At 55.7% G+C, this 11,879-nt stretch carries 11 protein-coding genes; 6 read left to right on the plus strand and 5 right to left on the minus strand.

The window, feature by feature from the left end; translation table 11 throughout:
* Positions 1-89 precede the first annotated feature (89 nt).
* The 3 genes from E9531_RS10920 to E9531_RS10930 are packed head-to-tail and all read right to left on the minus strand — an operon-like array spanning position 90 to position 2,850.
* Positions 90-1,814 (minus strand): sensor histidine kinase, encoded by a 1,725-nt coding sequence (locus E9531_RS10920; protein ID WP_244610077.1) that lies wholly within the window; start codon positions 1,812-1,814, stop codon positions 90-92.
* Positions 1,811-2,059 carry a hypothetical protein gene (locus E9531_RS10925; protein ID WP_136573794.1) on the minus strand — a complete coding sequence of 83 codons (249 nt, stop codon included), beginning with the start codon at positions 2,057-2,059 and terminating at the stop codon, positions 1,811-1,813. Before E9531_RS10925 ends, E9531_RS10920 begins: the two co-directional genes overlap by 4 nt.
* Entirely contained in the window at positions 2,056-2,850 is a 795-nt protein-coding gene (locus E9531_RS10930; RefSeq protein ID WP_136573795.1) for a cytochrome C assembly family protein, read from the minus strand. The genes E9531_RS10925 and E9531_RS10930 overlap by 4 nt, the downstream gene beginning before the upstream one ends.
* Before the next feature lie 137 nt (positions 2,851-2,987).
* On the opposite strand from E9531_RS10930, the gene E9531_RS17495 reads away from it, so the two are divergent.
* On the plus strand, positions 2,988-3,161 hold the full coding sequence (locus E9531_RS17495; RefSeq protein WP_158291766.1) for a hypothetical protein: 174 nt from the start codon (positions 2,988-2,990) through the stop codon (positions 3,159-3,161).
* Positions 3,146-4,528 carry a signal recognition particle protein gene (gene ffh / locus E9531_RS10935; RefSeq protein ID WP_136573796.1) on the plus strand — a complete coding sequence of 461 codons (1,383 nt, stop codon included), beginning with the start codon at positions 3,146-3,148 and terminating at the stop codon, positions 4,526-4,528. Before E9531_RS17495 ends, ffh begins: the two co-directional genes overlap by 16 nt.
* A gap of 52 nt (positions 4,529-4,580) precedes the next feature.
* Here ffh and E9531_RS10940 read toward each other — a convergent pair whose 3' ends face one another.
* Complete coding sequence (locus E9531_RS10940; RefSeq protein WP_136573797.1) at positions 4,581-5,876, minus strand: MFS transporter; 1,296 nt, start codon at positions 5,874-5,876, stop codon at positions 4,581-4,583.
* 37 nt (positions 5,877-5,913) lie between these two features.
* Positions 5,914-6,387, minus strand: coding sequence for a MarR family winged helix-turn-helix transcriptional regulator (locus E9531_RS10945; RefSeq protein WP_136573798.1), 474 nt, complete (start codon positions 6,385-6,387; stop codon positions 5,914-5,916).
* A 70-nt stretch (positions 6,388-6,457) separates the two neighbouring features.
* Here E9531_RS10945 and E9531_RS10950 point away from each other — a divergent pair, with 70 nt between their 5' ends.
* The 4 genes from E9531_RS10950 to E9531_RS10965 all read left to right on the plus strand — a co-directional run bounded on the left by E9531_RS10950 (position 6,458) and on the right by E9531_RS10965 (position 11,872).
* On the plus strand, positions 6,458-7,009 hold the full coding sequence (locus tag E9531_RS10950) for a PaaI family thioesterase (protein WP_136573799.1): 552 nt from the start codon (positions 6,458-6,460) through the stop codon (positions 7,007-7,009).
* Between the two features lie 175 nt (positions 7,010-7,184).
* Complete coding sequence (gene leuS, locus E9531_RS10955) at positions 7,185-9,884, plus strand: leucine--tRNA ligase (RefSeq protein ID WP_136573800.1); 2,700 nt, start codon at positions 7,185-7,187, stop codon at positions 9,882-9,884.
* Positions 9,885-10,292: 408 nt separating this feature from the next.
* Positions 10,293-11,105 carry a hypothetical protein gene (locus E9531_RS10960; RefSeq protein ID WP_136573801.1) on the plus strand — a complete coding sequence of 271 codons (813 nt, stop codon included), beginning with the start codon at positions 10,293-10,295 and terminating at the stop codon, positions 11,103-11,105.
* Between the two features lie 272 nt (positions 11,106-11,377).
* Positions 11,378-11,872: an LPS-assembly lipoprotein LptE gene (locus E9531_RS10965; RefSeq protein ID WP_136573802.1), complete on the plus strand. Its 495-nt coding sequence runs from the start codon at positions 11,378-11,380 to the stop codon at positions 11,870-11,872.
* Positions 11,873-11,879 lie beyond the last annotated feature (7 nt).

Here is an 11,879-nt window from a genome sequence, read left to right on the forward strand (position 1 = left end):
TGCATTGAAGGCACTGCCGCGCTGGAATGCTGGTGCGGCGGCTGCCTATCTGCCACAGCGGAAAACAGCGCGTCGGCCTGCCCAACGGCCTAAACCACCAATTCATCGACGCCAGACTGGCGGCTGCCATGCGCTTTCACAGGCCGGCGAAAAAGCACCGTGAAGGCATTGCCGCTGACTGAACCGCGTTCGGTCACATGCTCAATCCGTTGGTAACCAATGCTGGCACCATGCCGCTCACACAATTCGCGGCAGAGAAATAGCCCCAACCCCGAGGAGCGGCTTTCGGAAGAGAAAAATGGTTCGAACAGATGCTGCTCAACTGATTTTTCCAAAGGAGCGCCATCACTCCAAACCGTGAGCAACGCTTGGCCGTTGGCGCCCAAACGCGTGGTGACTTGCAACGAATCAGGGTGCGGCCCTTTGTAACGCATGGCGTTGTCCAGCAAATTCACCAGAATGCGCCTTAGGTGGTCGCGATCAAAGCCAACCGATACCTCTTTGGCTGTGAGGTGCTGCAACACTAGCCGGCGCAGCGGGTCTTGCTGTGACCAATCATGGATGCACTCAGCCGTCCATGCATCCAAGGGGAGTGTCTCCACATGCTCGGCCACATCGGTCTGACGCTGAACGCGGGCTACATCGAGAATGTCCTCGGCAATGCGGCGCAATCGGTCCGCGTTATGCTCAATCATGCGCGTTAAACGCTGCGTGCCAGGGTCGTTCAAATCCTCTGCAAGCAAGGTATTGGCTTGGATGATCGCCGTCAGGGGGTTGCGAATTTCATGCGCCACCGCTGCCGACATGCGCCCCATGGAGGCGAGCTTTTCGGTACGAATTTGCGCCTGCACTGTGCGCAAGTCCTGCAAAAACATCACACAATGGCTTTTGCTGGTATCGGTACGGCGCGAGTGCTCAGCCGCCGAAGTCAGCCACGAACGCACATGCACTCCGATAGGGCTGGCCCCCGATGGCAGCAGGGTCAGGTCTGCGGTTTGCGGGCTGGCGCGTCGCATGGTCACTTTAGCCATCACCAACAGCGGTTGCCACAAGGCTTCGCAAGCCAGCGAAAAAGGCAAACTGGCTTGCACATCCAGCCCCAGAATGTCCAACGCGGCCGGGTTGGCAGAATGCACCATCATGTCATGGTCCACGACCAGAACACCGTCAGTCAGCTTGCTGATGACCAGCGCATTGACCTGGCTTTGCATCACCGCGGCAGCGCGGCTTTTCTTGCCCTCTTGCTCTTCACCAGACAAACGCTGGGACATTTGGTACACCAGCAAACCCAGCACCGAAAAGCCCATGCCAGCCAATACGGACTGGAGCACCTGCTGCGGATTAACGTGCATGCCCAGTGGCCACAAAGTCACCCAGGCCAACGTGGCGCACACGCCAAGTACGGCCCCCACCAAAACGGTGAAGTTACCTAGTGCTGCAGCCATCAACACAGGCAGGCCGAGTAAAGGAATCAGACTGATATCGGCTGTGCTGTGCCACTGCATAAGCAAGCCACACACCAACATGTCCACCCCCAGCGTGAATACCCAGTGCAATGCAGGGGCCCGGCTGGGTTTGCGCGGCCCAAAGGCCAAACGCACGATAGCAGCGGCAAAAAAATAGCTCGCGGTCAGCCACAAAACCCGAGAGCTCACCCCTTGCGTAATCAACCGTTCGGCTACCAGAAGGAACAGCAGCGCAAACGACAGCATCACGCGACCCGTGAGAAACCCCCGCCATAAACGCTGAAATGGCCCCAACGCAGCCTCTTTGGCTGCCGTCAACCCCCATAAACGCATCAGCGCAGCACTCATGGTTTGGCCTTGTGTCTGGCAGACCCTTTGGACAGGCCATGTTCTTTACACTGGGGTCCTTTGGGCCCCATCACCGTGAACTGGTCATCTACTTGGGCCCCGCACACAGTACAGCGCACCATCTGGCGAATGCGCAAAGGTTTGGCCGCTTTGCGCTGCTGAGCCTGCCGTGCAGACTGGCGCGTCAGCCTCCAGAGGCCAATGGCCACAGCGACCACTACCACCGTCAAAATCAGTTTGCTCATGATCGCAGCACCACCTCAACCACAAAGCGCGAGCCCACGTAAGCCAACAGCAGCAACACCGCCCCGATATTAAGAATGCGAACCGCTTTGCGGCCACGCAAACCTTGCCGCCAGCGCGCCAGCAAAAGCCCGGCAAACGTCAACCAGGCCAACACCGAAAAGACCTCTTTGTGGCTCCAAGCCCATGCACGACCGTACAACTCCTCGCCAAAAAACAAGCCGGCAATCAGCGTAGCGGTCAGCAAAACAAAACCTGCCAATGCGAAGCGAAAGGTCAGCCGCTCCAGCGACAACAAGGGCAAGCTCTCCAGCGCAGCGGCCGATGCGTTGCGCATTTGCTTTTCCGCCCGCAGCATCAGCCAGCCATGCACTACCGCCATGGCAAACAGCCCATAACAGGCAATTGCGAGGGCCAGATGAATCGCCAGCAAAGGGCCTGCGCTGGCCGTCAATAGCTGGCCTGGAAACACCGCGCCAATCACAGCCGCTGCCGCAGCAATCAAGGCCAGTGGCCAGTGCGGCTGCAAGCGCGGCAAGATGTGGTACTCAATCCCATACACCGTAATGACCAGCCAAGAAGTCACAGAAAGCGCAGGCCCGAAGCCAAAGCGCGCGCCATCCACGGCTAACGCCGCACCAATGGCCAACATATGCAGCAACCATGCCGCCAACAGCGCCAAACGCGGCGGATGTGGCGAGGCGTGCGAATACAAAGCTGCAGCAAGCCCATAAAAGAGTGCGGCGGCTACAGCCAACAGAACAGGAGGATCAAATGCACTAGGTACAATCATGCGGCAAGTGTACTGGCTCCATGCTGGGTGTTGGCCGCTGCTGTGAACTGCCACGGTCGTGGCAGGGGTAACAGCAACATGCTCGGCTCAGTGGGTTTGTGAGGCCCAGCCTGGCCTTATTTTCTTGGTATGGCCTTGTGAATCACACCGCCTTGCCCAAACTGAAGCACATAGCCAACGTGGCCCTTGAAGCCCATGCCAAAGGCACCACTGCACCATCTACTGATTTGAATGCAGCCACCGCCCGCTACCGACGGCGGCTGCAGCCCCTGAACTTCCGACTGGAGAACACCCCATGGCTTCCGCTTTGAGCGACAAACTCTCGCGCCTTGTCAAGGAAATGCGCGGCCAAGCCCGCATCACCGAATCAAACGTACAAGACATGCTGCGAGAAGTACGCATGGCTTTGCTCGAAGCTGACGTGGCCTTGCCCGTCGTGCGCGACTTCATTGCCCGTGTGAAAGAAAAGGCGTTGGGGCAGGACGTGGTCGGCTCCCTCAAGCCAGGCCAAGCCTTGGTTGGCATTGTCAACAAGGAGTTGGCAGCCACCATGGGGGACGGCCAAGCTGAGCTCAACCTCAACGTGCAGCCGCCTGCCGTGATTCTGATGGCCGGCCTGCAAGGTGCTGGTAAAACCACCACCAGCGCCAAAATCGCAAAACTCCTCAAAGAGCGTCTGAAGAAAAAAGTGCTGACCGTCTCCGGCGACGTGTACCGCCCCGCAGCGATCGAGCAGCTCAAAACTGTGAGCGCTCAGGCAGGAGCCGAGTGGTTCCCAAGCACGCCAGACCAGAAGCCGCTGGATATCGCCCGTGCCGCACTTGATTACGCCAAAAAGCACTACTTTGATGTGCTGATCGTCGATACAGCAGGCCGCCTCGCAATTGACGAAGTGCTGATGGAGGAAATCAAAACACTGCACGCAGCCATCAATCCGGCTGAGACTTTGTTCGTGGTCGATGCCATGCAAGGGCAAGATGCCATCAACACCGCCAAAGCCTTTAAGGAAGCCCTGCCCCTGACCGGCATTGTGCTGACCAAACTCGACGGCGATTCACGCGGTGGTGCCGCTCTGTCAGTCAAACAAATCACCGGCGCGCCCATTAAGTTCGCCGGGGTAAGCGAGAAAATTGACGGCATCGAGATTTTCGACGCAGAACGCCATGCTGGCCGTATTCTGGGCATGGGAGATATCGTCGCCTTGGTCGAGCAAGTCTCCGCAGGCGTAGACATGCAGGCAGCCCAAAAACTGGCGGAGAAGGTCAAAAGCGGTGATGGTTTCGACCTGAACGACTTTTTAATGCAGTTGCAGCAAATGAAGCAAATGGGCGGCCTGTCCTCCCTGCTGGAAAAACTTCCTGGTGAACTGGCTGAGAAAGCAGGTCAGGTCGATATGAACCGCGTCGAAAAAGACGTTCGCCGTAAAGAAGGCATCATTTGCAGCATGACGGCCAAAGAACGCAAACACCCTGCCCTCATCAAAGCACAACGCAAAAAACGTATTGCAACTGGCGCCGGCGTTCAGGTGCAAGATGTCAATCGCCTGCTCAAAGAGTTTGAACAGATGCAAGGCATGATGAAAAAAATGAAGGGCAGCGGGATGATGAAAATGATGAAAAAGCTTGGTGGTGCCAAGGCCTTGATGGGCGGTGGCGGCTTTCCTAAACTGCCTTTCTAAAGCGCTTAGCCCAAGGCTCGCGTGTTAGGCGAGCCACCCCATCCATGTCCGTTTAACCCGCGCGTGCACCATCAGGCAGTGGGTTGACAACGGCCAAAGCAGACTCTCGAATAGGCAAATGCACCAAGGCAGCTCCTAGAGCAAGCACAATATCGATCATCCAGACCCAGTCATAGCTGCCGGTCATCTCCCACACTTGCCCGCCCAGCCAAGCGCCCATAAACCCACCAACTTGGTGGGCCAACATCACCACACCAAACAGCATCGCCATATTCTGCGGTCCAAAAAACTTGGCCACCAAACCCGCAGTGGGTGGCACGGTAGATAAGAATGTGACGCCCATTACTGCGGCAAACACCAGCATGACCCCAGCTGTTTTGGGTGCCAGCACGAAGAGCACAACGGCAATCGCTCGTGTGGCATACACCAATGAAAGTAGCGACTTCATGCGCCAGCGCCCTACAGCCCAGCCCATTGCGACGCTGCCGACGATATTGAACAACCCAATCAACCCCAAAGACCATGCCGCGACCGAAGGCGGTAAGCCACATGCAGCGACAACCCCTGGCAAGTGCGTTGCTAAAAATGCCACGTGAAAACCGCACACCAGAAAGCCCAAGCACAAATAACGGTAACTGGGCAGCGCCCATGCCTGGCGTAAAACCGCTTTCAATGGCATACGTTCAATCCCAGGTCCCGCCATCGAATCAGCGTTGTGCCCAATCTTTCTGTCGTTTTGATTTTTCGGTATGCGATTGCGCAGCAACCAGGCAGCAGGTAATGCCAACAGAACCATTAAGCCCAATGTCTGCATTGATAGCAGCCAGCCTAGCCAAGCCGTTAAGCCAGCCGCCAAGGGAGCCATGACAAATTGACCAAACGAACCTCCCGCATTGACCACACCGCTAGCAACTCCACGCCGCTGCACTGGCACCATACGCGTCGTCACCGCCATCAAAACAGCAGGCCCCGCCATACCTGCGCCCCCGGCAGCCAAAATACCGATTGCCACAATCAAGCCGAAGGTCGATTGCATGTAAGGAGTCAGCACCGTTCCCAACGCCACCAAGAAAAGCCCCAGCGCCAAAACACGACCAGCGCCAATGCGATCAGTTACGGCGCCCGCAAATGGCTGCGTCAACCCCCACCACAATTGCCCAAAGGCAAACGCCAAACTGATATTGGCCACCCCTAAACCGGTACTGGTGTTCAACGGGGACATGAACAACCCCATTGTCTGTCGCACCCCCATCGTCAACGCAAATACGCTGGCAGCGGCCAGTACCACCCACAGCCAGGCATTGCGCTGTTCAGAACCGTCATCAAGGGGCAATGGCGTTGAAGTCATCACATCTCCTGTTGTGCTTTAGTAAGACTTATTGCAACTACAAGACTGGCTCATCAGCCATGCTCTCGGTCAATGCCTTAGTGCAGGCATCTAACAAACCATGTAATTGCGCTGCCTGCTCAACACCCAGCAAGGTATTCATGTCTTGCTGCGCTTTGCGCCAACTCTTCTGTGCCTCTGCTCGCTTGCTCAAGCCTTGCTCAGTCAAACCGATTTGACGACTCCGAGCATCTGCGCCAGCCTGCATGTACAACCACCCCTGGGCAATCAACGGCTGCACATTGCGAGTCAAAGTCGACGGTGTCAGCCCCATAGCTTGCGACAAATCAACCGGTCGCATCGGCCCCAAATAATGCACATGATTCATTAATGCGTACTGCGCCGTCGTCAAACCTACCTGTGCCAACTGCGCGTCATAACGCCGCCCAACCAAGCGGGCAAGCTTGTGCAGTTTGAAATTCGTACAGCCCTTTAATGGCTGAGCATTGGAAGAAACAGTTAATGAATTCATATTTAATTATTGTACATACAATCATTGTATATACAATTAATTTATCACAAACACCCATACAAGGAGACTTATGCACAACCCCACAGCCACACGCAATGAAATCAACCAGTGGATCGAAGAAGAAAACCGTATCTACAGCCTCATTCACCAAGGCGCTGGGCCTGGCCTAGCCCGGCCAGACCAAACTGTAGGAAAAAGCGGGCTAGAGATCATGCAAGGCATGCTCAAAGGTGAACTCCCATATGCAGAAATTGCTAAAACTCTAGGGTTTGGTTTAATTGCCGTAGAACATGGTTACGCCCTATTCCAAGGAGAGCCACAACAAGCTTATTTGAACCCCTTAGGCACCATTCATGGTGGCTGGTTTGCGACCTTGCTCGACTCCGCATTGGGATGCGCTGTGCATTCCAGCTTGCCCGTTGGCAGTGCTTACACCACAGCCGAATTGAGCATCAACATGGTGCGCGCTATCACCCCAAAAGTGCCACGCGTGCGGGCAGAAGGCAAGATCATCCACAGCGGCAAACAATTGGCCACAGCAGAGGGCAGGCTCTACGGCCCCGATGGCACACTTTACGCCCATGCAACTACGACGTGCCTGGTGTTTCCGGTGCGGCATTGAGTGCATGAAGCCATCGAAGACCTCTGCCTGACTCCAATTTAGGAGTGACGCGAGGCAAAAGCAGGCAGGCTAAATGCGTAGTTCAGAGACAGAACTACGCCCCAAACGACAAGAGCCGCGCTAGCCCGATAAAATACCGGATTCGGGCACACGCCGCCCCCATCCTCGCCTAGCCATGCAAGACAAATACGACCACCACGCGGTTGAAAAAACCGCCCATGCCCATTGGACAGCCACTGACGCTTACCGCGTGACCGAGCAAGCCAGCAAAGACAAGTACTACGCCTGCTCCATGCTGCCCTATCCCAGCGGCAAGCTGCACATGGGCCATGTGCGCAATTACACGATCAACGACATGATCACGCGCAGCTTGCGCATGCAAGGCAAGAACGTGCTGATGCCCATGGGCTGGGATGCATTTGGCCTGCCGGCTGAGAACGCCGCGCTGAAAAACAAAGTGCCGCCTGCGAAGTGGACCTACGAGAACATCGCCTACATGAAAAAGCAGATGCAGGCGATGGGGCTGGCGATTGACTGGAGCCGCGAAGTAGCCACCTGCCAGCCCGAGTACTACCGATGGAACCAGTGGCTGTTCTTGAAAATGCTGGAAAAAGGCATCGCCTACCGCAAGACCCAAGTGGTCAACTGGGACCCAGTCGACCAAACCGTGCTGGCCAACGAGCAGGTGATTGATGGACGCGGCTGGCGCACCGGCGCGCTGGTGGAAAAGCGCGAAATCCCCGGCTATTACTTGAAGATCACCGACTACGCGCAAGAATTGCTCGACCACGTGCAAATCGGCAACGACAAAGCCACACTAACCGGCTGGCCCGACAAAGTGCGCTTGATGCAAGAGAACTGGATTGGCAAATCCAGCGGGGTGCGCTTTGCCTTCACGCACGACATCAAAGATGCAAGCGGCTCGCTGATTCAAGACGGCCGCATGTACGTCTTCACCACCCGCCCAGACACGATTTATGGCGTGACCTTCTGCGCCGTCGCGCCGGAGCACCCACTGGCTGCGCATGCGGCTGCTGGCAATGAAAAGCTCGCGGCCTTCATCGAAGAATGCAAAAAAGGCGGTAACACCGAGGCGGAATTAGCCACCAAAGAAAAAGAAGGCCTGCCCACCGGCCTGTTCGTCACCCACCCGTTGACCGGCGCACAAGTGGAAGTCTGGGTCGGCAACTACGTGCTGATGAGCTATGGCGATGGCGCCGTGATGGGCGTACCCGCGCACGACGAACGCGACTTCGCGTTTGCCAAGAAATACAACTTGCCTATCAAACAAGTGGTTGCCGTAGAAGGTGAGACCTTCAGCACCGATGCTTGGTCTGAATGGTCTGCCGACAAGCAAAAATGCGTGTGCGTCAACTCCGGCGATCTCGATGGTCTCGGCTACAAAGATGCGCTGGAAAAAGTGGCGGTATTGGTCGAAGCCAAAGGCTTGGGCGAGAAGAAAACCACCTGGCGTTTGCGCGATTGGGGTGTGAGCCGCCAACGCTATTGGGGCACGCCGATCCCGATCATCCATTGCGAGGATTGCGGCGCGCAGCCCGTGCCTGAAAAAGACCTGCCCGTCGTGCTGCCCGAAGATTTGGTGCCCGATGGTTCTGGCAACCCGCTGGTCAAATCGGAAGTGTTCCACGCAGGAGTGGTCTGCCCATGCTGCGGCAAACCTGCGCGCCGCGAGACCGACACGATGGACACCTTCGTCGATTCGTCGTGGTACTTCATGCGCTATTGCGACCCGACCAACGCCGAAAAAATGGTCGATACCGGTGCCGATTATTGGATGCCGATGGACCAGTACATCGGTGGTGTAGAACACGCCATCCTGCACTTGCTGTACGCCCGCTTCTGGACCAAGGTCATGCGCGACTTGGGACTGGTGAAATTCGACGAGCCCTTCACCAAGCTGCTCACGCAAGGCATGGTGCTCAACCACATCTACAGCCGCCGCACCGCCAAAGGCGGTAAGGAATACTTCTGGCCAAAGGATGTGGAAAACACCTTTGACGAGGGCGGCAAAATCACCGGTGCGAAGCTGAAAAACGCCGTGGACAGCGCCGACGGCCTGCTGCCTGTGGGCACGCCAATCGACTACGAAGGCGTGGGCACCATGTCAAAGTCGAAGAACAATGGCGTGGACCCGCAAGACCTGATCGAGCAATACGGTGCCGATACCGCCCGCCTCTACACCATGTTCACCGCACCGCCCGAGCTGACGCTGGAGTGGAACGATTCCGCCGTGGAGGGAAGCTACCGCTTCCTGCGCCGCGTGTGGAATTTCGGTGCAAAACTGGCCGATTCCCCAGCCGCCGCCGCGATTGCCCAGCTAGACAAAACCGCCGCCCCCACAGCCGCATTTGGCAAAACCGCCAAGGCCTTGCGCTTGGAAATCCACAGCGTGCTCAAGCAAGTGGATTTCGATTACCAACGCCTTCAATTCAACACCGTGGTGTCTGGCGCGATGAAGATGCTCAACGCGCTCGAAGCCTTCAAGCCGGAAAGTGCTGAAGACCACTTGGCACTGGCCGAAAGCTTTGGCATTTTGCTGCGCATCATTTACCCTGCCACCCCGCACTTGACCCATGCGCAATGGGACGAGCTGGGCTACGCGAAAGGCTTTGGCGAACTGCTCGACGCCCCTTGGCCCAAGGTCGATGCCAAAGCGCTGGAGCAAGACGAGCTCGAATACATGCTGCAAATCAATGGCAAGTTGCGCGGCTCATTCACCGTCCCCGCCTCGGCAGACAAAGCCACCATCGAGGCCGCGGCGCTAGCTACCGATGCCTTCATCAAGCAAGCCGAAGGCGCTGCGCCGAAAAAGGTCATTGTGGTTCCTAAAAAACTTGTCAACATCGTGGTGTAAAAAAAACTTACATCCCGCCTACATGTGCGCCGCTAACTGATCAATTAGCGGCGCATTTTTTTCCTTGACTTTATCGTTGCTCTTCGCAGTGCGTCATAAACGAGACATGGCATGCACCACAAAGTCAACCTTTGTCTCTCCACATCAAGATGTCATGGCATTCCTATGCATGCCATGTTGAACATGGCCAGTACGCTTCTACGTCAAAAAAAACAAATAAATCAATAAATTATGCGACAGATCGCTTACATTTTTTTGCCTGCCTCCTCCATGGCTAAGCACTCTAAGCAGTAACTTTCTGAAAGGTGCAGTGCAGCTTTCTTAACAAAGCGCACCCCACAAGCCTTCTCTCCAACACTACATTCAATTCAAAAGAAGAGAGTGTTATCAACGAGAGGAGAGTCTGTCATGACAGTAAAAGCATGCGCCAAAATGGCTGCAATAGCCTTGGCTCTAAGCCTATCGACTATTGCAGCAGCCGATAGCATTTTGGTCATCAATAGTGCAAGCACGGCATCTGAGCCAGAGGTGAGCGCCGACATCACCGCCCAATTGCCGCAAACTTGCGGAACACAACATCAATACACAGTAGTCGGTACGCCTCCGACCGATCTGACTGGGTATGCCCAAATTTGGGATATCCGTTACGACGATGAAGACGCATTACTGCCTGCAACGCAAGAGAGATACCGAGACTACTTAGAGGCCGGTGGGCGCATGTTTCTAATGGGTGAAAACAGCGGCTTTGCGCCACGCAACGATTCTCTGCTCACATTGATTGATATGCTGGGTGGTGGCAGCTTGCACTTCTATCCAATGGGCGACGAAGCGCAAACAATCACCCCCCCCTTCGATACCGGCGGACTCAATAGCCTTGCATTTGTTGCAGCAGGAGGCACCACCACGGCTGGGACAGGTGTCTTTGCAACCAGCAACAGCAATGGCGGCACAGCGGTAGCGTGGGCGATAGGCTCCTTGAATCAAGCCCCAAAAGGTTCTTTAACCGTTGTGTTCGACGTGAATTTCATGCTTTCGAATGCCAGCTTAGCCGAGCAACAGCTCTTCCGTAACTTATGCCAGTTTGTGAGCACTGGTGGAAACAACCCACCAGAGGTCACATCAGGGGTGCACCCTGTCCCAGTCAACACACCCATTGGCTTGCTAGCAGCCATCAGCATGCTGGGCCTAGCTGCATGGCGGCGCGCACCGCGAGCGTCCTGATAGTGCAGCCAAACGCTGCTCTATCACACAACGTAAACAGAATACCGTCTGCATTCGACATAGAAGGGGCATCGCCTTTAGTGCGCATTGATGATTCCAGAACCTCTTCACGATGACTGGAGTTGGTTTTGTCTCCTATCAATTCACAGGCCTTATCCTACATTTAGGGTCATACGGCCTTTTTTTCATTTGACGTGAACGGCTGTATGATTTTCGGGTCTGATCGAGGCGAGTTCTCAACGCCTTTTTGCACTCCCCTACTCTTTTGTCTCATGCAACGTCGTCGCCTTCTTTCTCTTTTGCCTGCATCCATCGCCGCCAGTGCCCTAACAGGGTGCGGTTTTGCCTTACGCGGTTCTTCGAACTTTCCTTTCAAGTCGGTCTTCATTCAAGCAGCAGAAGCCTCCCCTTTGGCGCGTCAACTGCAACGCACGCTCGAGGCCTCCAACATCACCGTCCTGCGCGCACCCAATAATCCAGAATTGACAGAACAGGTGTTTGAGCTGCTCCAAGAGCAGCATGAACGCGCCGTCATCAGCCAGTCGGCCACAGGGGGAGTGCGTGAATTGCAACTGCGTTTGCGCGTTCGCTACCGGTTGCGCCCGACCTTGAGTCAAACACCAGGCGAAATCGTGGAGTTGCTGCAAACACGAGACTTGACCTACGACGAAACCTTTGCCATTGCCAAAGAGGCTGAAGAGCAAATGCTATTCACCGATATGCAAACCGATCTGGTCGGACAAATTGCCAGACGACTAGGCAAGTGATCTAAAA

Source organism: Lampropedia puyangensis, assembly GCF_004833285.1.
Lineage (GTDB): Bacteria > Pseudomonadota > Gammaproteobacteria > Burkholderiales > Burkholderiaceae_C > Lampropedia > Lampropedia puyangensis.

What these genes read in the sequence shown, in the direction of transcription:
- E9531_RS10920 (WP_244610077.1), bottom strand. Translation starts at nt 1,814, where the DNA reads ATGAGTGCTGCGCTGATGCGTTTATGGGGGTTGACGGCAGCCAAAGAG.
- E9531_RS10925 (WP_136573794.1), bottom strand. Translation starts at nt 2,059, where the DNA reads ATGAGCAAACTGATTTTGACGGTGGTAGTGGTCGCTGTGGCCATTGGC.
- E9531_RS10930 (WP_136573795.1), bottom strand. Translation starts at nt 2,850, where the DNA reads ATGATTGTACCTAGTGCATTTGATCCTCCTGTTCTGTTGGCTGTAGCC.
- ffh (WP_136573796.1), top strand. Translation starts at nt 3,146, where the DNA reads ATGGCTTCCGCTTTGAGCGACAAACTCTCGCGCCTTGTCAAGGAAATG.
- E9531_RS10940 (WP_136573797.1), bottom strand. Translation starts at nt 5,876, where the DNA reads ATGACTTCAACGCCATTGCCCCTTGATGACGGTTCTGAACAGCGCAAT.
- E9531_RS10945 (WP_136573798.1), bottom strand. Translation starts at nt 6,387, where the DNA reads ATGAATTCATTAACTGTTTCTTCCAATGCTCAGCCATTAAAGGGCTGT.
- E9531_RS10950 (WP_136573799.1), top strand. Translation starts at nt 6,458, where the DNA reads ATGCACAACCCCACAGCCACACGCAATGAAATCAACCAGTGGATCGAA.
- leuS (WP_136573800.1), top strand. Translation starts at nt 7,185, where the DNA reads ATGCAAGACAAATACGACCACCACGCGGTTGAAAAAACCGCCCATGCC.
- E9531_RS10960 (WP_136573801.1), top strand. Translation starts at nt 10,293, where the DNA reads ATGACAGTAAAAGCATGCGCCAAAATGGCTGCAATAGCCTTGGCTCTA.
- E9531_RS10965 (WP_136573802.1), top strand. Translation starts at nt 11,378, where the DNA reads ATGCAACGTCGTCGCCTTCTTTCTCTTTTGCCTGCATCCATCGCCGCC.